Here is a 17,868-nt window from a genome sequence, read left to right on the forward strand (position 1 = left end):
CTATGCCCAAGCGCACCGACATCAATTCCGTCCTCGTCATCGGCTCCGGCCCGATCGTCATCGGTCAGGCGGCCGAGTTCGACTACTCCGGCACGCAGGCCTGCCGCGTGCTGCGCGAGGAGGGCATCCGCGTCATCCTCGTCAACTCGAACCCCGCGACGATCATGACCGACCCCGACTTCGCCGACGCGACCTACGTCGAGCCCATCACGCCCGAGATCATCGAGAAGATCATCGAGCGTGAGCGTCCCGACGCGATCCTCCCCACGCTCGGCGGTCAGACCGCCCTCAACGCGGCCATCAAGCTGCACGACCTCGGGCTCCTCGAGAAGCACGGCGTCGAACTCATCGGCGCCGACGTCGACGCGATCCGTCGCGGTGAGGACCGCCAGATCTTCAAGGACCTCGTCCTCGAGTGCGGCGCGGACGTCGCTCGATCGCACATCGCCCGCACCGTCGACGAGGCGATCGAGTTCGCCGAGGACCTCGGCTACCCGCTCGTCGTCCGTCCCTCGTTCACGATGGGTGGGCTCGGCTCCGGGTTCGCGTACACGCGCGAGGAGCTCGTGCGCATCACGGAGGACGGGCTGCTCTCGTCGCCCACGAGCGAGGTCCTGCTCGAGGAGTCGATCCTCGGGTGGAAGGAGTACGAGCTCGAGCTCATGCGCGACACGGCCGACAACACGGTCGTCGTGTGCGCGATCGAGAACGTCGACCCCGTCGGGGTGCACACGGGCGACTCGATCACGGTCGCGCCGGCCCTCACGCTCACCGACCGCGAGTTCCAGAACCTGCGCGACATCGGCATCGCGATCATCCGCGCCGTCGGCGTCGACACGGGTGGCTGCAACATCCAGTTCGCGATCGACCCCGACACGGGCCGCGTCATCGTGATCGAGATGAACCCCCGCGTCTCGCGCTCGAGCGCGCTCGCCTCGAAGGCGACGGGCTTCCCGATCGCGAAGATCGCCGCGAAGCTCGCGATCGGCTACCGCCTCGACGAGATCCCGAACGACATCACGAAGGTCACGCCGGCCTCGTTCGAGCCGACGCTCGACTACGTGGCGGTCAAGGTCCCGCGCTTCAACTTCGAGAAGTTCCCGGCAGCCGACCCGACGCTCACGACCACCATGAAGTCGGTCGGCGAGGCGATGGCCCTCGGCCGCAACTTCACGACCGCACTGCAGAAGGCGCTCCGCTCGCTCGAGAAGCGCGGCTCGTCGTTCACGTGGGCCGACGACCCGCGTTCCGTCGACGAGCTGCTGACCGTCATCCGCACCCCGACGGACGGCCGGATCGTCGACGTGCAGATCGCCCTCGCGAAGGGCGCGACACCCGAGCAGGTGTTCGAGGCGACGAAGATCGACCGCTGGTTCATCGACCAGATCGTGCTCGTCAACGAGGTCGCCGACGACATCCGCGAGGCGCCCGCGATCGACGCCGGACTCCTGCGACACGCGAAGCGGCACGGCTTCTCGGACGCACAGATCGGCGAGCTCCGTGGCCTCGGTGAGAGCGACGTGCGCGCGATCCGCTGGAACGCCGGCGTGCACCCCGTCTACAAGACGGTGGACACGTGCGCGGGCGAGTTCCCCGCGTTCACGCCGTACCACTACTCGAGCTACGACACCGAGAACGAGATCGAGCCCTCGGACCGCCGCAAGGTCGTCATCCTCGGCTCCGGCCCGAACCGCATCGGTCAGGGCATCGAGTTCGACTACTCGTGCGTGCACGCCTCGTTCGCCCTGCACGACGCGGGGTACGAGACGATCATGATCAACTGCAACCCCGAGACGGTCTCGACCGACTACGACACCTCGGACCGCCTCTACTTCGAGCCGCTCACGCTCGAGGACGTGCTCGAGATCATCCGCATCGAGCGCGGCCGCGGCGAACTCGTCGGCGTCGTCGTGCAGCTCGGCGGCCAGACCGCGCTCGGACTCGCGAAGGGCCTCGAGGCCGCGGGCGTGCCGATCCTCGGCACGAGCCCCGAGGCGATCGATCTCGCCGAGGAGCGCGGCCTGTTCTCCGCGATCCTCGCCGAGGGCGGACTCACCGCGCCCGACAACGGCACCGCGATCGACCGCCTCGGCGCGCACGAGGTCGCCGAGCGCATCGGCTACCCCGTGCTCGTCCGCCCGAGCTTCGTGCTCGGTGGCCGCGGCATGGAGATCGTCTACGACGCCGAGCAGCTCGACGACTACTTCGAGCGCATCGCGGGACAGGGCATCGTCGGCCCCGCACACCCGCTCCTCGTCGACCGCTTCCTCGACGACGCGACCGAGATCGACGTCGACGCGCTCTATGACGGCGAGGAGCTCTACATCGGCGGCATCATGGAGCACATCGAGGAGGCCGGTATCCACTCCGGCGACTCGGCGTGCACGCTCCCGCCCATCTCGCTCTCGATCGCCGAACTGCGACGCGTGCGCGAGGCGACGCTCAAGATCGCCCAGGGCATCGGCGTGCGCGGACTCCTCAACGTGCAGTTCGCGCTGCACGGCACGACCCTCTACGTCCTCGAGGCGAACCCGCGTGCGTCGCGCACCGTCCCGTTCGTCTCGAAGGCGCTCGGCACGCAGCTCGCGAAGGCCGCCTCACGCGTCATGGTGGGCGACTCGATCGCGACCCTGCGGGCCGAGGGCCTGCTCGCCGCGGAGGACGGGACGCTCCAGCCCGTCGACGCGCCCATCGCGGTCAAGGAGGCCGTGCTCCCGTTCAAGCGCTTCCGCACCGCGGACGGCCGGGTCGTCGACTCGATCCTCGGGCCCGAGATGCGCTCCACGGGCGAGGTCATGGGCATCGACTCGACGTTCCCGCGCGCATTCGCGAAGAGCCAGGCGGCGGCCTACGGCGGCGTCCCCGCGACCGGCACGGTGTTCGTCTCCGTCGCCGACCGGGACAAGCGCTCCATCATCCTCCCCGTCGCACGACTCGTGAGCCTCGGCTTCGACGTCGTCGCGACCGAGGGCACGGCGCTCGTGCTCGCCCGCCACGGGATCACCGCCCGCGTCGTCGGCAAGTACACGAAGCTCATCGACGAGGGGACCTCACAGGATCACGACGGCAACATTGTCGACATGATCCACGGAGGAGAGATCGACATCGTGATCAACACCCCGTCGGGACGCTCCGCGCGCCTCGACGGGTACGAGATCCGCACGGCGACGGTCGCCGCGGACCTCCCGATCTTCACGACGGTCTCCGAGTTGACGGCTGCGGTGGAGTCCTTCACCGCACTGCAGGACGGGGTCACCGTGACCTCGCTCCAGGAGTACAACGACGCGCGAAGGGGAGCCCGGGGATGACCGAAGCGACTGCGGGGGCGGACGAGGTGCAATCGTTCGGCAGCCGATTGAGCGAGACGATCGAACGACGCGGGCACCTGTGCGTCGGCATCGATCCGCACACGTACCTGCTCGAGGAGTGGGGGCTGCCGGTCTCCGCCGTCGGCGCACACGAGTTCGGACTGCGCGTCGTCGAGGCGGCCGCGGGCCGGGTCGGCGTCGTCAAGCCGCAGGTCGCGTTCTACGAGCGCTTCGGCGCGATCGGCTACAAGGTGCTCGAGGACGTCGTCACGGCGGCGCGCGAGGCGGGCCTGCTCGTCATCGCCGACGTCAAACGCGGGGACGTCGACTCGACCCTCGAGGCCTACGGAGAGGCGTGGCTGACGCCGGGCCTGCCCCTCGAAGCCGACGCCATGACCCTCAACCCCTACCAGGGCTTCGACACGCTCGCGCACACGCTCGGACTCGCGAAGACCCACGGCAAGGGACTGTTCATCCTCGCCGCGACCTCCAACCCCGAGTCCGCGAGCGTCCAGACCGCGCGACGCGTCCGCGGCTCGCAGGAGGGCCGGACCGTCGCGGGCGGCATCGCGGCGCGCGCCGCGAAGTGGAACCGGGAGCACGAGACCGGCGACATGGGCTCCGTCGGCGTCGTGCTCGGTGCGACGCTCGACTTCGAGTTCCTCGACATCGACCTCGAGGACCTCGCCCGCGCACCCTCCGCGCCCGTGCTGGCTCCCGGCTTCGGCCACCAGGGCGCAGAGTTCTCCCGCGTGCGGGAGATCTTCGGCCCCGTCGCACCGTCGACGATCGTCACCGCATCGCGAGGCCTGCTGCGTGCCGGGCAGGACGGACTCGCGGAGGCCATCGACCGCCAGGTCGGTGTACTCGAGGAGACGTACCGATGACCGCGGCCCCGCCGCCCGTCGACCGCGCCGCCGCCTCCCGGGCCGCCGTCGCGGCCCGGCGGGCGCGGGCGGAGGTCAAGCGTGCGATCGCCTCGGGGGAGCGCCCGACGGTCGAGGTCCTCGATGCGAGCGCCGACCCCGCGAACGCGGCCGAGCACTCGCTGCGGGTCACGAACTTCCTGCTCGCGATCCCGCACATCGGGCAGACGAAGATGACACGCATCCTCGAACAGCTCGCGATCTCGCCCTCCAAACGACTCGGCGGTCTCGGCGTGAAGCAGCGCGAGCGACTGCGCGAGTTCCTCGTCCGACGTGGCGGTGCCGTCGCGCCCGCCGCACTCACCGTGCTCGCCGGCCCGACCGCCGTCGGCAAGGGCACCGTCGCGGGGTACGTCCGCGACCACTACCCGGAGGTGGCGCTCGCCGTCTCCGTGACGACCCGCGCGCCGAGGCCCGGCGAGATCGAGGGCGTCCACTACCACTTCGTGTCCGACACCGAGTTCGACCGCCTCGTCGACGACGACGAGCTCCTCGAATACGCGACGGTGCACAACTCCTACCGCTACGGCACGCCACGCTCCTCGGTGCGCGCGGCGCTCGAACGCGGGCGCCCCGTGCTGCTCGAGATCGATCTCCAGGGAGCGCGTCAGGTCCGCGAACGCATGCCGGAGGCTAGACTGGTGTTTTTGGCGCCCCCGAGCTGGGACGAACTCGTCCGACGACTCGTCGGCCGTGGCACCGAATCGGCCGAGGAGCAGGCACGCCGACTCCGCACCGCCGAGGTCGAGCTGGCCGCGCAGGACGAGTTCGACGAGCTCGTCGTCAACGACACGGTCCCCGAGGCCGCAGGACGCCTCGTCCACCTCATGGGACTCACGAAGGAGCACGCATGAACGAGAAGCCGCAGGGCATCATCGACCCGCCCATCGACGAACTGCTGACGCGCGTCGACAGCAAGTACCAGCTCGTGATCTTCGCCTCGAAGCGGGCGCGACAGATCAACGACTACTACGCCGATCTCCACGACGGCGCGATCTACAACAACGTCGGGCCGCTCGTCGACTCGTCGATCGACGACAAGCCCCTGTCGATCGCGCTCCGCGAGATCAACGAACAGAAGCTCGTCATGACCGATGCGCCGGAGATCGAGCTCCCCGACGCGGGCGTCGACTTCGGCGAGGAACTCACCTTCGACGACGACGCACCCGCCGCCGAGTAGCACCGGCGTCGTGGCGCAGCAGGAGGAGCACGGGCCCACGTACCGCGTCGTCGTCGGCATCACCGGCGGCATCGCGGCCTACAAGGCCGTCCAGGTGGTTCGCGACCTCGTGCTCGCGGGGCACCACGTCGACGTCGTCCCGACCGGCGCCGCGCTCCGATTCATCGGTCGACCGACGCTCGAGGCGATCTCCCGCAATCCCGTCACGGACGACCTCTTCGACGACGTCGAGGAGGTCCGCCATGTCGCGCTCGGCCAGCGTGCCGACGTCGTCGTCGTCGTCCCCGCCACCGCGAACTCGATCGCGAAGCTCGCGACCGGACTCGCCGACGACCTGCTCGGCACGACCGTGCTCGCCTCGCGCGCGCCGCTCGTCATCGCTCCCGCGATGCACACCGAGATGTGGTCGAACCCCGCGACCCAGGCGAACATCGCCCGACTCGAGGCCCGTGGCGCGACGATCGTCGGGCCCGCCGAAGGGCGCCTGACGGGTCCCGACGAGGGGCCCGGTCGACTCGAGGACCCCGGTGTCGTCGTCGAGGCCGCGCTCACCGCCGCGGGTCGCGGCGTCGCCGAGCGCGCGCGGCCCGTGGGCGACCTCTCGGGCGTCCGGCTCCTCGTGACCGCCGGCGGCACCCGTGAGCCGCTCGACCCCGTCCGGTTCCTCGGCAACCGCTCGTCCGGACGTCAGGGCGTCGCGATCGCGGAGCGGGCTGCGGCGCGCGGCGCCGAGGTGACGCTCATCGGCGCGAACCTCGAAGTTCCCGCGCCCGAGGGCGTCACGACCGTCGTCGTCTCCTCGGCCGCACAGCTCGCGGACGCGTGCGCCGAGGTCGCGTCGCGACACGACGCGATCGTCATGGCGGCCGCCGTCGCCGACTACCGCCCCGAGCACGTCGCGGACGGCAAGATCAAGAAGGAGCAGGCGGGCGACGAGCTCACCATCACCTTCACGAAGAACCCCGACATCCTGCGCGACCTCGCCGCGACCCGAACGCCGGGGCAGACCATCATCGGGTTCGCCGCCGAGACCGAGCCGGACGACGATGCGCTCCGCGCTCTCGCTCGCGCGAAGATCGCCCGCAAGGGCTGCGACTACCTCGTCGTCAATCGCGTCGGCTGGCACGAGGGATTCGCCCGGCCCGACAACCGCATCGAGATCATCGACGCGGCGGGAACGATCGTCGCGGCCCACTCCGGCGACAAGGCGTCCGTCGCCGACGTCGTCCTCGACCTCGTGCGACCCGACTGACCGGCCCACGACCACACTCCCAACCACCCCGTCCCACTGGAGCCACGGCATGCCCGACCTTCGACTGTTCACCTCGGAATCCGTCACCGAGGGGCACCCGGACAAGATCTGCGACCAGATCTCCGACCGCATCCTCGACGCGCTGCTCACGGTCGACCGCGATTCGCGCGTCGCCGTCGAGACCCTCGTCACGACCGGCCAGGTGCACGTCGCGGGTGAGGTGTCGACGTCCGGCTACGCGGACGTCCCCGGCATCGTGCGCGACTGCATCTCCGGCATCGGCTACACCTCGAGCGAGGTCGGCTTCGACGGCTCCTCCTGCGGCGTGTCGGTCTCCATCGGCGAGCAGTCACGCGAGATCGCCGAGGGCGTCGACACGTCCTTCGAGCACCGCGGCGGATCCGTCGAGGAACTCCACCGGCTCGGCGCCGGGGATCAGGGCATCATGTTCGGCTACGCGAGCCGCGAGACCGACGTCTACATGCCGATGCCGATCTGGCTCGCGCACCGCATGAGCGAGCGCCTCGCCGCGGTCCGCAAATCGGGCGAACTCGACTACCTCCGCCCCGACGGGAAGACGCAGGTCACGGTCGGCTACGAGGGCGACACCCCCCGCACGGTCGAGACGGTCGTGCTCTCCACGCAGCACGACCCCGACGTGACGCAGGAGCGCATCGCCCACGACGTCACCGAACACGTCATCCGTCCCGTCCTCGACCTCGTGGACCTCGATTCGGGTTCGCCGCTCGTGCTCGTCAACCCGTCCGGCAGCTTCATCGACGGCGGCCCCCGCGCCGACGCCGGACTCACCGGTCGGAAGATCATCGTCGACACCTACGGCGGCATGGCCCGCCACGGCGGCGGCGCGTTCAGCGGCAAGGACCCCTCGAAGGTCGACCGCTCCGGCGCGTACGCGATGCGCTGGGTCGCGAAGAACGTCGTCGCGGCCGGTCTCGCGGACCGCCTCGAACTGCAGGTCGCCTACGCGATCGGGAAGGCCGAGCCCGTGGGGCTCTACGTCGAGTCGTTCGGCACCGAGCACGTGCCCGCGACGGAGATCGTCCGCGCCGTGCGCGAGGTCTTCGACCTCCGCCCGAACGCGATCATCAGCGAGCTCGACCTGCTCCGGCCGATCTACCACCAGACCTCGGCCTACGGCCACTTCGGTCGCGAGCTGCCCGACTTCACGTGGGAGCGCCTCGACCGGGTCGACGCGCTGCGCGCCGCGGTCGGCGCCTGAGCACGGTGCCCGCCGACGCGCCGGACGTCGCGCGGGTCGTCGTCGCGACGCCGCTCCCGCAGCTCGACCGGCTCCTCGAGTACCGCGTCCCCGCGGCGCTCGTCGGGCGCGTCGGGCCGGGGATGCGCGTCCGCGTGCCGCTGCGCTCGGGCAAGCGCGTCCTGCCCGCGTACGTCGTCGAGGTGGTCGACGAGGCCGAGTACGCCGGCGATCTCGCCGAGATCGAGGAACTCGTCTCGGAGGCACCCGTCCTGACCCCGGAGATCGCCGCGCTCGCGCGCGAGGTCGCGGACCGTCAGGCCGGCACCGCGGCGGACGTCCTCCGCCTCGCGATCCCGGAGCGTTCGGTGCGCGTCGAGCAGCGATGGCTCGAGGTGCGGGGGGAGCCCGTGGCGCGGGACGCGGAAACCGTGATCGACATCCCGGAGCCACCGGCCACCTACACCCCCGACGACTGGGCCGAGCTGACGGGCGGCGACGACCGACGGATCGCCCTTCGCGTGCCCACCGGCGTCGACACCGTGCACCCGCCGGGCCGGCGGGAACCGGTCGGTGTGCCGAGGGCCCTCGGCCTCATCGCCGACCTCGCGACCACGTACGTGGCCGCAGGACGCGATGTCATCGTCGCCGTCCCGGACTTCCGCGACGTCGAGCTCCTCGGTGCCGCGCTCGAGGTGCGCCTGCCCGCGGACCGCATCCGACGGCTCGACACGCGCGCGAAGCCCGCGGTCCGCTATCGCGACTTCCTCGCGTGCCTCGGCGACGAGGCCGGCGTCGTCATCGGCACGCGATCCGTCGTCTACGCGCCCGCGTCGCGGCTCGCGTGCGTCATCGTGTGGGACGACGGCGACGACTCCTTCGAGGAACCGCTCGCCCCGTACGCGCACACGCGCGAGGTCGCGCTCGCCCGCCAGCGCCGCGAGGGGACGACGCTCGTCCTCGCCGCCCACGCGCCGAGCGTCGAGACGGAGCGGCTCGTCGAGATCGGCTGGCTGCGCCCCGTCGCACCGACGCGGTTCCGGCCACCGAAGATCGTCCCCTCGAACGCCGTCATCGGCGACGAGGCGGGCGCCCGTGGCGCACGCATCCCGTCCGCGGCCTGGCGGCTCGCGCGCGAGGCACTCGACTCGGGTCCCGTCCTCGTCCAGGTCGCGCGAGCGGGCTACGTCCCCGGCCTCGCGTGCGACTCGTGTCGCACACTCGCACGCTGTCGCGCGTGCGGCGGGCCGCTGCGACTCGCGCGCGCGGGCGCCGCGCCGACGTGCGCGGTGTGCGGGACGACGAACGCCGGCTGGCGGTGCCCCGAGTGCGGCGGCGAGCGACTCCGCTCGATCGCGGTCGGCGCGGGACGCACCGCGGAGGAGCTCGGACGCGCGTTCCCCGGTGTGCGTGTCGTCGTGGCGGACGGCGAGACGGGACTCGTCTCGATCGGCGCGGCTCCCGCGCTCGTCGTCTCGACCCGCGGCGCCGAACCCGTCCCGGCGCAGGGCTACCGCGCGGTCCTGCTGCTCGACGGCGAACGGCTCCTCGCGCGGGAGGCACTCGACGTCGGTCTCGAGGCGCTGCGCTACTGGTCGTCCGCGGCCGCCCTCCTCGCCGACAGGGGGTCCGCCGTCCTCGTCGGCGCCGAGGAGGGGCCCGGACGCGCGCTCGTCGACTGGCGGCAACCCGCGTACGCCGCCGCCGAGCTCGCCGACCGGCGCGCGCTCGAGTTCCCGCCCGCGGTGCGCGTCGGCACGGTCAGCGGGACCGCCGCCGAGGTCGATCGAGCGCTCGACGCGGTGCGTGATCTCGACGGCGTCCGGATCCTCGGCCCGGTGCCCGACGACGACGGATCCGTCCGCGCCACGATCAGGTTCGGGTACGCGGCCGGGGCGGAGGTCGCGCGACGCCTCAAGGTCGAGATCGTGAAGGCAGCGACCTCGGGGCGGCCGGCGGTCGCCGGTCGTCCACGCGGACGCGGATCGACCCTGCGCGTCAGGCTCGATCCGCCGCACCTGTTCTGAGGCCCCGTCACGCGCCCCGGCACGCCGGTTCGATCGCCGTCGAGTGCACCGGCGACGATCGCCCCCGCCCGGCCCGCGCGAGTCGCGGGGTGTCCCCGGATCGTCCCGCTCACGGGCCCGGACCGTGCCCGTCCTAGAATTCCCCGGGGGCCCGGACCCCGAACCCCACCAGCCGCAAGGAGTCGCACACATGCGAATCGTGTTCGCCGGAACGCCGCCCGTCGCGGTCCCGACACTCGATGCCCTCGTCGACGCGGGCCACGAGATCGTGGCCGTCGTCACCCGCCCCGATGCCCCCGTGGGGAGGCGGCGGCGCCTCACACCGTCCGCCGTCGCGGCGAGGGCCGCCGAGCTCGGCCTCCCGATCGTGCACGCCACCGCGCTCGGCGCGGACGAGACGGCGCGCATCGCGACGCTCGCCCCCGAGCTCGGCGTCATCGTCGCCTACGGCGGCCTCGTGCGCGAACCGCTCCTGTCGACGCCAGCGCACGGCTGGATCAACCTGCACTTCTCGCTCCTACCGCGCTGGCGCGGAGCCGCCCCCGTGCAGCGCGCCCTCATGGCCGGTGAGCGGACGACGGGCGTCTCGGTGTTCACACTCGAGGAGGGGCTCGACACGGGTCCACTCCACCTGCAGCGCGAGGTCCCGATCGGCGACGGCGAGACGGCCGACGAGTTGCTCGAACGGCTCGGCGTGGACGGCGCCGACGACGTGCGGGCGGCCGTCGACGCGATCGCCGCCGGCACGGCGTCACCGTCACCGCAACTGGGCGAGCCGACCACCGCCGCGAAACTCACCACCGCCGACGGCCACATCGACTGGCGCGGCCCGGCGGACGTCGTCCACGCCCGCATCCGGGGCGTCACGAGCGAGCCGGGCGCGAGCAGCGCGCTCGGTGACGGCCGCCTCAAGATCCTGCGCGCCGGACGCCCGGACGACGACCTCGCGCGCCTCGCACCGTCCGCGCTCGGACCGGGCGAGGTCGTGTGGGCCGGCAAGCGCGTGCTCGTCGGAACCGGCGACCGACCCCTCGAACTGCTCGAGGTGCAACCGCCCGGCAAGCGACCCATGCGGGCCGCCGACTGGCTGCGCGGCGTCGCCGACGGACGGGCGGTGCTCTCGTGACGCGCGACGGTGACGGCTCGGGCAAGCGCCCACGGGGCGGGGCATCCGGCCGGAACGGCTCGGGCGGCGACGGGTCCGGGAGGGGCGGCCCGGGCGGGGGCGGCTCGCCGCGCAACGGCGCGGGACGTGGCGGGGCACGGCACGACGCGGCCGAACGCGCTCGCCCCGAGCGGCGTGGGCCGTCCCGCGGGGGCGGCGGCGCGACGGCGGCCCGCCGCGTCGCGTACGACGTGCTGCACGCCGTCGACACCGACGAGGCGTACGCGAACCTGCTCCTGCCGCACCGGATCGCCGAGGCGCGACTGAGCGCCGCCGACGCGGGGCTCGCGACCGAACTCTGCTTCGGAACGCTCCGTGGCCGCGGCACCTACGACGCGATCATCGCGCTCGCCGCCGACCGGTCGATCGACCTGATCGACGCACCCGTGCGGGACGTGCTCCGGCTGGGCGCCCACCAGCTCCTGGCCACGCGCGTCGCGCCCCACGCCGCCGTCAACGAGACCGTCGAGCTCGCGCGCGAGGTCGCCTCACGCGGGGCCGCAGGGTTCGTCAATGCGGTCATGCGCACCGTCTCGCGGACCTCCCTCGACGATTGGCGCGCGCGCTTCGCCGAGCGCCTCGACGGCGATGCGCTCGTCGAGGCCACCACCTCGCATCCGGCCTGGATCGTCCGCGCCCTTCGCGATGCGCTCACGGCCGAGGGGCGGCAGGACGAACTCGATGCGCTCGTGGCCGCCGACAACGCCTCGCCGCGGGTCGGGCTCGTCGCGCTGCCGGGATTCGCCGACGCGGCATCGCTGCTCGACGCGCACCCGGATCTGCTCGAGGAGGGCACCGCGAGCCCGCTCGGTCTCCGACTGCTGCGCGGCGACCCGTCAGCGGTCGCCGAGGTCGCGGACGGCACCGTGCGCGTGCAGGACGAGGGCTCGCAGCTCGTCGCGCTCGCACTGGCGGCGTCGACGCCGATCGTGCCGGGGGAGCGGTGGCTCGATCTGTGCGCCGGTCCCGGTGGGAAGGCCGCGCTGCTCGCGGCGCTCGCGCGACGCGACGGCACCGAACTCGTCGCGAACGAGGTGCAGCCGGCGCGCGCCCGCCTCGTTCGGCGGGCGCTCGAGCCGCTCCGGCTCGGCGTGCCCGTGAGCGAGCTCGACGGGCGGGAGATCGGTGAGCTCGAACCCGCCCGGTACGACCGCGTGCTCGTCGACGCCCCCTGCACGGGGCTCGGTGCGCTCCGCCGTCGTCCGGAGTCGCGCTGGCGCAAGTCGCCCGTCGATGTCGGCGCGCTCGTCGAGATCCAGGAGGCGCTCCTCGACGCCGCGCTCGACGCGACCCGTCCGGGCGGTGTCGTGGCGTACGTCACGTGTTCGCCGCACCTCGCCGAGACGACGGGCGTCGTCCGCCGGGCGCTTCGTCGCGACGACGTCGAGGCGCTCGACGCCGAGGCGGTCGTGCGCGCGGTCGCCCGTCCGGGCCTCGAGCTCGCGCACCGTCCGCTCACGCCCGCCGACGGTTCGGGCCACGGCACGTCCGTGCAATTGTGGCCCCACCGCAACGGCACCGACGCGATGTTCCTCGCGCTCCTCCGCCGCACCCCCTGACCGGCCCCGGCCGCCCCACAGAATTCCGGGTGGTTCTCGGGCTTCCGGGTGCCCCGGAACCCCGAGAACCACCCGGAACCCGGATGCCGACGTTCACTCGGCCGGGCCTCGGGGCACCAGCTTGGCCAGGTCGCGGCAGAGTTCCGCGAAGGCCGGGCCGCCGAGGTCGTCGATCGTCACGCGGATCACGTGCCAACCACCTCCGCGCAGTCGCCGACCGCGCGTGATATCGCGCCGGAATCTCGTGCGCTCCCGGTGCACGTCCCCCTCGTACTCCAGGATCACGCGTTCGTCGCGGTAGACGAGGTCGCCGTGCAGTGTCCGACCATCGGCGGCCGCGACCGCACCGCCCACTTCGGGCTCGGGGAAACCCGCCGCGACGAGCCGCCTACGCAGTCTCGTCTCGAGCGGCGACTCGACGCCGGGCCGCGCGCGGAGCGCCGCCTCGCGCAGCAGTGCCACGGCGGTCAGGCCGCGGAGGCCGGCCACCCGTCGCCGCAGGGCTTCGAAGCCGACATACGGGCGACGACCGACGAGTCCGGGATAGTTCGTCGAACGCGTCACGAGCGCGTCCGCGGCCTCGGTGAGCTCATCGACGTCGAGCCAGCGTGCGAGCGTGATCCACGTCGTGAACGGGCTCGTCAGGGGCATCCCCGAAACACGGACGACGCGCCACAGGTCGGGCCGGATCCGGGTGCCGCGCACGGTGCGAGCGCGAGGCGGCGTGGCGGGATCGGCGACCGCGACGTGCACGGTGTCAAGTCCGTGGAGCCGTGCAGGCAGCGGGAGGCCGTACACGTGCGCGGCCGAGGGGCCCGTCAGCGCCTGATCACGTCGCAGCCGCGGGACGAAGGCTCGACAGAACCCGACATCGTCCTCGACGGGCGTCGCGGTGCGGACGCCGTGGTGCGGTCGGTGCAGTTCGTCGCCGCGCAGGCGGTCGGGCGTGAGCCCCGCGCGCAGCCCCTCGGCGACGCGGAACGGCCCAGGTGGGATCGGGACATGGAATCGAGCAGTCATGGCCCGAGCGTGCCCGGCCCCGGCCGCCCCAGGGCACGGCCGACGAGGACCGGTGGACGACGGCGATCCACATCCCGGACGACGGCACCGCGACGATCCCGCGTTCCGGGTGGTTTTCGGGGTTCCGGGTGCCCCGGAACCCCGAAAACCACCCGGAATTCGGCTGGGGTGAGTGCGGCGAGGGTGGGGCGACGGGTGGGGCGGGGGAGGGTGGGCGGGGGATGGGGCCGATGGGCGGCGGTAGGGTCGGGGCATGGGTGCACGCATCAATCCCTCGCTCCTGGCCGCCGATTTCGCCTCGCTCGGGACGGAGCTCGAGCGGATCTCGAGCGCGGACGCGGCGCACGTCGACGTCATGGACGGCCACTTCGTGCCGAACCTCACGATCGGTGTGCCCGTCGTCGAACGGCTCCAGGCCGTGAGCCCCGTCCCGCTCGATCTGCACCTCATGATCGAGGACCCCGACCGCTGGGCACTCGACTACGCCGACCTCGGCGTCTGGTCGATCACGTTCCACGCCGAGGCCGTCACCGCACCCGTCACGCTCGCGCGGCGACTCCGCGAGAAGGGTGTGCGTGCCGGCATCGCGATCCGCCCCGGCACCCCGTTCGAGGCGGTCGAGGAGATCATCGGCTCGTTCGATCAGCTGCTCGTCATGACGGTCGAGCCCGGCTTCGGCGGCCAGTCGTTCATGCCCGAGACCATGCCGAAACTGCGTCGAGCCGCGGAGTACGCGAAGCGCACGGGCCTCGAGCTGCAACTGCAGGTCGACGGCGGGATCACGAGCGACACGATCGGCATCGCCGCCGAGCACGGGGCCGACACGTTCGTCGCCGGCTCGGCCGTGTTCCGCGGCGAGCCGTCGGAGCGTATCGCCGAGCTGCGTGCCGCCGCGGCGGCGCATGCGCACGGGACGACGACCGAGGCGACTACGCTGTCGGTGTGAAGACGTTCGATGGACTGTTCGACGAGTTGAGCGAGAAGGCGCGTGTGCGCCCCGAGGGGTCGGGAACGGTCCGGGAGCTCGACTCCGGGGTCCATGGCATCGGGAAGAAGATCGTCGAGGAGGCCGCCGAGGTCTGGATGGCGTGCGAGTACGAGACGGACGCCGAGGCCGCGGAGGAGATGTCGCAGCTCATCTACCATCTCCAGGTCATGATGATCGCGAAGGGCCTCACGCCCGCCGACGTGTACCGCTACCTCTGACCCACCGCGACGGCCGTCCCCCGGCGACCGCACCCGATGACACCCTGACGACGGAGGTCCGCTCCGTGAAGACGAAGGAACCTGAACGCATGCTGCGCATCGCCGTGCCCAACAAGGGCATGCTCTCCGTGACGGCCGACGAGATGTTGCAGGAGGCCGGCTACCGCGGTCGCCACGACAGCCGCGAACTCGTCGCGATCGACCCGCGGAACAACGTCGAGTTCTTCTACCTGCGCCCGCGGGACATCGCGACGTACGTCGGCTCGGGCGTGCTCGACATCGGTGTCACGGGCCGCGATCTGCTGCTCGACGCCGAGTCCGAGGCGACCGAGGTGCGCGCCCTCGACTTCGGCGACTCGACGTTCCGCTTCGCGGGCCCGGCCGGACAGTTCACCGACGTCTCGCAATTGCAGGGCAAGCGCGTCGCGACGAGCTACGAGGGGCTGCTGCGCACGTGGTTCGACGAGCACGGTATCGACGCGACGCTCGTGAAGCTCGACGGTGCCGTCGAGTCGGCGATCCGGCTCGGGGTCGCGGACGCCGTGGCCGACGTCGTCTCGACTGGCGGCACGCTCCGCAAGGCGGGGCTCGAGGTGTTCGGCCCCGTGATCCTCGAATCCACGGCCGTCCTCATCTCGACACCCGAGAAGGTCGACGCCGCTGCGACGCTCATCGGCCGGCTCGAGGGCGTCCTCGTCGCACGCAAGTACGCGCTCATGGACTACGACATCCCGACCGACCGCGTCGAGCAGGCGGTCGCCGTGACGCCGGGGTTCCAGTCGCCGACCATCTCGCCACTGCGCGACACCGAGTGGGTCGCGGTGCGCTCGATGGTGCCCGTCGGCGACGTGAACGCCATCATGGACGAACTGCACGGCCTCGGGGCACGGGCGATCATCGTGACCGCCCTCCAGGCCGCGCGGATGTAGGGGGAGCGATGACCACGACCGGGAGCGGACTCGCGGTCCGCGTCATCCCCTGCCTCGACGTGGCCGGTGGCCGCGTCGTCAAGGGCGTCAACTTCCTCGATCTGCAGGACGCCGGCAACCCCGTCGAGCTGGCGTCGCTGTACGCGCAGCAGGGTGCCGACGAGCTCACGTTCCTCGACGTGACCGCGACGAGCGACGACCGCGCGACGACGTTCGACCTCGTGACCCGCACGGCCGAGCAGGTGTTCATCCCGCTCACGGTCGGCGGAGGCGTGCGATCGGTCGAGGACGTGCGTCGCCTCCTCGCCTCGGGGGCCGACAAGATCGGCGTGAACTCGGCGGCGATCGCGCGCCCGGACCTGCTCGACGAGATCAGCTCCGTGTTCGGCAATCAGGTGCTCGTGCTCTCGCTCGACATCAAGCGCTCGCCGCGCACGGCGTCCGGCTTCGTCGTGACGACCCACGGTGGCCGTCGCGAGACCGACCTGGACGCGCTCGAGTGGGCCGTCGAGGCGACCTCGCGGGGTGCGGGCGAGCTGCTCGTGAACTCCATGGACGCGGACGGCACGAAGCGCGGCTTCGATCTCGAGCTCATCCGGCTCGTGCGGGCCTGCGCGGACGTGCCGGTCATCGCCTCGGGCGGTGCGGGCGCGGTCGGGGACTTCGCGCCGGCGGTCCACGCGGGCGCCGACGCCGTCCTCGCGGCGAGCGTGTTCCACCACCGCGAGCTCACGATCGGCGAGGTGAAGTCGGCGCTCGCCGCCGACGGGCTGACCGTCCGCGAGGTCGGGGAGGTGGGCGTGTGAGCACGAACGAACGCGTCCTCGCGGAGCTGTCGCCGCAACAGATCGACGAGATCGTCGCGGCCGTGCACTTCGATGACGGCGGGCTCGTCCCGACGGTCGTCACGCAGTTCGACACGGGTGAGCTGCTCATGCTCGCCTACATGAGCGATGCGTCGCTGCGGCGGACGCTCGCGGAGCGTCGGGCCGTGTACTGGTCGCGCTCCCGGCAGGAGCTGTGGCGGAAGGGCGACACGTCGGGGAACACCCAGCGCGTCGTCGCGCTCGCCGTCGACTGCGACGCCGACTCCCTGCACCTCGAGGTCGATCAGCACGGCCCCGCGTGCCACACGGGCACGCGGACGTGCTTCGACGGTGATCCGCTCGCCGTGCGGTTCACGGCCCCGGACGCATGACGGGCGGGGCGCTCGACGGCAAGCGGGCGAAGCGCATCGCGCTGCTCGCGCTCGTCGCCGGCGCCGGGATCGCGATCCTCGCGTGGTCGCAGACGTGGTTCACGTTCGAGATCGCCCTCGATCCGGGGACGACGCCCGGTTCGTCCCGCGGTGAGACGGCCGCGCCGGCGCTCATGGCGCTCGCACTCGCGGGGCTCGCGGGCGTCGCGGGCCTCGCGCTCGCCGGCCCGGTGTTCCGGATCGTGCTCGGCGCGCTCGAGGCCCTGCTCGGCGGGACGGTGCTGCTCGTGACGGGGGTCGCGCTCGCCTCGCCCCTCGGCGCCGTGAGCGCGGACGTCGCGGAGAAGACGGGCGTGAGCGGCGTCCACGCGACGTCGGCGCTCGTCGTCGAGGGATCGCTCGTCGCGTCGCCGTGGCCGTGGGTCGCGATCCTCGCCGGTGTCGTGCTCGTCGCGGCCGGGTGCTGGACGATCGCGACCGGCCGACGCTGGCCGGGTTCGTCGCGCAAGTACGGCGCGCGGTTCGAGGACACCGCGGGCGGCGATGCGGCTCCCCGGGAGCGCGCCGTCGGCGACGACCGCGTCGACCAGTGGGACGCGCTGAGTCACGGTGACGATCCGACGGGCGCCGATGCGGTCGGCGCCGAGCCGCCGACCGACGCGACGATCGCTCCGGACGACGCGGTGGACGACGGGGCGACCGTCGACGACGGGACGGGCACCGAGGCCGCGCCCACCGCGCGGACGACGACCACCGATGCGGTGACACCCGCGGACGCGGCGACGACGGATCCGGTCGCCACCGACGCCGAGCGGCGCGAGCCGGACGACGGGGCGGCGCGAGATCGGTAGACTGGACCCGCCATCAGCGCGACAAGGA

Annotated in this window: 16 protein-coding genes; 15 read left to right on the forward strand and 1 reads right to left on the reverse strand. The window is 72.3% G+C overall.

What is annotated here, in order from left to right; translation table 11 throughout:
- Positions 1-2 precede the first annotated feature (2 nt).
- The 9 genes from carB to HNR16_RS06655 all read left to right on the forward strand — a co-directional run bounded on the left by carB (position 3) and on the right by HNR16_RS06655 (position 12,636).
- Positions 3-3,308: a carbamoyl-phosphate synthase large subunit gene (carB, locus tag HNR16_RS06615; RefSeq protein ID WP_158040329.1), complete on the forward strand. Its 3,306-nt coding sequence runs from the start codon at positions 3-5 to the stop codon at positions 3,306-3,308.
- Positions 3,305-4,195, forward strand: a complete 891-nt coding sequence (gene pyrF / locus HNR16_RS06620; protein ID WP_158040328.1) for an orotidine-5'-phosphate decarboxylase — start codon at positions 3,305-3,307, stop codon at positions 4,193-4,195. Before carB ends, pyrF begins: the two co-directional genes overlap by 4 nt.
- Positions 4,192-5,088 (forward strand): guanylate kinase, encoded by an 897-nt coding sequence (gmk, locus tag HNR16_RS06625; protein ID WP_158040327.1) that lies wholly within the window; start codon positions 4,192-4,194, stop codon positions 5,086-5,088. Before pyrF ends, gmk begins: the two co-directional genes overlap by 4 nt.
- Positions 5,085-5,414: a DNA-directed RNA polymerase subunit omega gene (rpoZ, locus tag HNR16_RS06630; RefSeq protein ID WP_158040326.1), complete on the forward strand. Its 330-nt coding sequence runs from the start codon at positions 5,085-5,087 to the stop codon at positions 5,412-5,414. The genes gmk and rpoZ overlap by 4 nt, the downstream gene beginning before the upstream one ends.
- A 10-nt stretch (positions 5,415-5,424) precedes the next feature.
- Positions 5,425-6,666: a bifunctional phosphopantothenoylcysteine decarboxylase/phosphopantothenate--cysteine ligase CoaBC gene (coaBC, locus tag HNR16_RS06635; protein WP_225737829.1), complete on the forward strand. Its 1,242-nt coding sequence runs from the start codon at positions 5,425-5,427 to the stop codon at positions 6,664-6,666.
- 49 nt (positions 6,667-6,715) lie between these two features.
- Complete coding sequence (gene metK / locus HNR16_RS06640) at positions 6,716-7,906, forward strand: methionine adenosyltransferase (protein ID WP_158040324.1); 1,191 nt, start codon at positions 6,716-6,718, stop codon at positions 7,904-7,906.
- Positions 7,907-7,911: 5 nt separating this feature from the next.
- On the forward strand, positions 7,912-9,912 hold the full coding sequence (locus HNR16_RS06645; RefSeq protein WP_158040323.1) for a primosomal protein N' family DNA-binding protein: 2,001 nt from the start codon (positions 7,912-7,914) through the stop codon (positions 9,910-9,912).
- A 190-nt stretch (positions 9,913-10,102) separates the two neighbouring features.
- Positions 10,103-11,038, forward strand: coding sequence for a methionyl-tRNA formyltransferase (gene fmt / locus HNR16_RS06650; protein WP_158040322.1), 936 nt, complete (start codon positions 10,103-10,105; stop codon positions 11,036-11,038).
- The gene (locus HNR16_RS06655) at positions 11,035-12,636 is read left to right on the forward strand and encodes an RsmB/NOP family class I SAM-dependent RNA methyltransferase (RefSeq protein ID WP_158040321.1); all 1,602 of its coding nucleotides are present in this window, start codon (positions 11,035-11,037) and stop codon (positions 12,634-12,636) included. Before fmt ends, HNR16_RS06655 begins: the two co-directional genes overlap by 4 nt.
- Before the next feature lie 93 nt (positions 12,637-12,729).
- Here HNR16_RS06655 and HNR16_RS06660 read toward each other — a convergent pair whose 3' ends face one another.
- Positions 12,730-13,656, reverse strand: a complete 927-nt coding sequence (locus HNR16_RS06660) for a hypothetical protein (RefSeq protein WP_158040320.1) — start codon at positions 13,654-13,656, stop codon at positions 12,730-12,732.
- A gap of 253 nt (positions 13,657-13,909) precedes the next feature.
- Here HNR16_RS06660 and rpe point away from each other — a divergent pair, with 253 nt between their 5' ends.
- The 6 genes from rpe to HNR16_RS06690 all read left to right on the forward strand — a co-directional run bounded on the left by rpe (position 13,910) and on the right by HNR16_RS06690 (position 17,840).
- Positions 13,910-14,602, forward strand: coding sequence for a ribulose-phosphate 3-epimerase (rpe, locus tag HNR16_RS06665; protein ID WP_158040319.1), 693 nt, complete (start codon positions 13,910-13,912; stop codon positions 14,600-14,602).
- The gene (locus tag HNR16_RS06670) at positions 14,599-14,862 is read left to right on the forward strand and encodes a phosphoribosyl-ATP diphosphatase (protein WP_158040318.1); all 264 of its coding nucleotides are present in this window, start codon (positions 14,599-14,601) and stop codon (positions 14,860-14,862) included. The genes rpe and HNR16_RS06670 overlap by 4 nt, the downstream gene beginning before the upstream one ends.
- Before the next feature lie 89 nt (positions 14,863-14,951).
- Positions 14,952-15,791: an ATP phosphoribosyltransferase gene (gene hisG / locus HNR16_RS06675; protein WP_158040375.1), complete on the forward strand. Its 840-nt coding sequence runs from the start codon at positions 14,952-14,954 to the stop codon at positions 15,789-15,791.
- An 8-nt stretch (positions 15,792-15,799) separates the two neighbouring features.
- Positions 15,800-16,597: an imidazole glycerol phosphate synthase subunit HisF gene (gene hisF, locus HNR16_RS06680; RefSeq protein WP_158040317.1), complete on the forward strand. Its 798-nt coding sequence runs from the start codon at positions 15,800-15,802 to the stop codon at positions 16,595-16,597.
- 26 nt (positions 16,598-16,623) lie between these two features.
- Complete coding sequence (gene hisI, locus HNR16_RS06685; protein WP_158040374.1) at positions 16,624-16,989, forward strand: phosphoribosyl-AMP cyclohydrolase; 366 nt, start codon at positions 16,624-16,626, stop codon at positions 16,987-16,989.
- Positions 16,986-17,840 carry a Trp biosynthesis-associated membrane protein gene (locus tag HNR16_RS06690; protein ID WP_158040316.1) on the forward strand — a complete coding sequence of 285 codons (855 nt, stop codon included), beginning with the start codon at positions 16,986-16,988 and terminating at the stop codon, positions 17,838-17,840. Before hisI ends, HNR16_RS06690 begins: the two co-directional genes overlap by 4 nt.
- Positions 17,841-17,868: the final 28 nt, after the last annotated feature.

Origin of the sequence: Pseudoclavibacter chungangensis (genome assembly GCF_013410545.1) — a bacterium.
In the GTDB taxonomy this organism is placed as follows: Bacteria; Actinomycetota; Actinomycetes; order Actinomycetales; family Microbacteriaceae; genus Pseudoclavibacter; species Pseudoclavibacter chungangensis.

What these genes read in the sequence shown, in the direction of transcription:
- carB (WP_158040329.1), top strand. Translation starts at nt 3, where the DNA reads ATGCCCAAGCGCACCGACATCAATTCCGTCCTCGTCATCGGCTCCGGC.
- pyrF (WP_158040328.1), top strand. Translation starts at nt 3,305, where the DNA reads ATGACCGAAGCGACTGCGGGGGCGGACGAGGTGCAATCGTTCGGCAGC.
- gmk (WP_158040327.1), top strand. Translation starts at nt 4,192, where the DNA reads ATGACCGCGGCCCCGCCGCCCGTCGACCGCGCCGCCGCCTCCCGGGCC.
- rpoZ (WP_158040326.1), top strand. Translation starts at nt 5,085, where the DNA reads ATGAACGAGAAGCCGCAGGGCATCATCGACCCGCCCATCGACGAACTG.
- metK (WP_158040324.1), top strand. Translation starts at nt 6,716, where the DNA reads ATGCCCGACCTTCGACTGTTCACCTCGGAATCCGTCACCGAGGGGCAC.
- fmt (WP_158040322.1), top strand. Translation starts at nt 10,103, where the DNA reads ATGCGAATCGTGTTCGCCGGAACGCCGCCCGTCGCGGTCCCGACACTC.
- HNR16_RS06660 (WP_158040320.1), bottom strand. Translation starts at nt 13,656, where the DNA reads ATGACTGCTCGATTCCATGTCCCGATCCCACCTGGGCCGTTCCGCGTC.
- rpe (WP_158040319.1), top strand. Translation starts at nt 13,910, where the DNA reads ATGGGTGCACGCATCAATCCCTCGCTCCTGGCCGCCGATTTCGCCTCG.
- hisG (WP_158040375.1), top strand. Translation starts at nt 14,952, where the DNA reads ATGCTGCGCATCGCCGTGCCCAACAAGGGCATGCTCTCCGTGACGGCC.
- hisF (WP_158040317.1), top strand. Translation starts at nt 15,800, where the DNA reads ATGACCACGACCGGGAGCGGACTCGCGGTCCGCGTCATCCCCTGCCTC.
- HNR16_RS06690 (WP_158040316.1), top strand. Translation starts at nt 16,986, where the DNA reads ATGACGGGCGGGGCGCTCGACGGCAAGCGGGCGAAGCGCATCGCGCTG.